Origin of the sequence: Marinifilum sp. D714 (assembly GCF_030851345.1) — a bacterium.
In the GTDB taxonomy this organism is placed as follows: domain Bacteria; phylum Bacteroidota; class Bacteroidia; order Bacteroidales; family Marinifilaceae; genus Marinifilum.
In genome coordinates this window covers 1-797 of sequence record NZ_JALPNU010000066.1, presented here as the reverse complement: position 1 = coordinate 797, position 797 = coordinate 1, and the positions used below count along the sequence as shown (strand labels likewise).

Below are 797 nucleotides of genomic sequence, written 5' to 3'. Positions count from 1 at the left end.
GTTGAACAAAAACCGCCTACAGCGGTAGCTTAGAGATAAGGTTGTAACTTGATTAAGTATTTATTCATTAAACTATTTAGTCATGAAAAAAAAGTCTTAGAGAACGTATGATTGCGGAGATGCAAATTCGCAACTACAGCCCACGAACCATTCGAAGCTATGTATCCAGTCTCATCCAGGTTGCTCAGTATTACCAACTGTCTCCTGAACGTATAAGTCTGGAACAATTTAAAGACTATCTTGCCCACAGAATCAATGAGGACAAAATTTCCAATGCCACAATAAATCAGGCCATAGGCGCCTGGAGAATTTTGCAATGCGATATTTTGCATCGCAACTGGAAGGCCTTTCAGGTAAAACGTCCCAGAAGGGAGAAGAAAATTCCCCGGGTCCTTTCACAAGCTCAAATACTGAGTCTTTTGGCAACGGTTTCCAACCAAAAGCACTACGCCTTACTCTCATTGGCCTATGCCACAGGCATGAGAAGAAATGAAATATTGCATCTTCAGTTAAAAGACATTGATTCAGCCAGAAATATGATTTTGGTAAGTCAAGGTAAAGGCCATAAACAAAGGCAAATTCCCATTCACAATTCAACGCTCGGGATTCTTAGAGAGTATTACAAGAAGTATCGGCCTACAAAGTTCCTGTTTGAAGGATACAAACCAGGTGTTCCCTATTCAGCCAGTTCTTTTGGCAGAGTTCTTCACAAAGCAGCCAAACGTGCCTGCATTACAGGGAAAGTAACTCCACATCTTCTTCGTCATAGTTTTGCGACCCACATGCTTGAAAAAGGC

The 797-nt window shown here is 41.4% G+C and carries 1 protein-coding gene; it reads left to right on the top strand.

The window, feature by feature from the left end; all coding sequences use genetic code 11:
* Nucleotides 1-107: 107 nt before the first annotated feature.
* Nucleotides 108-797: tyrosine-type recombinase/integrase (locus M0051_RS19565; protein WP_306743258.1), on the top strand; the 690-nt coding region annotated here is incomplete at its 3' end.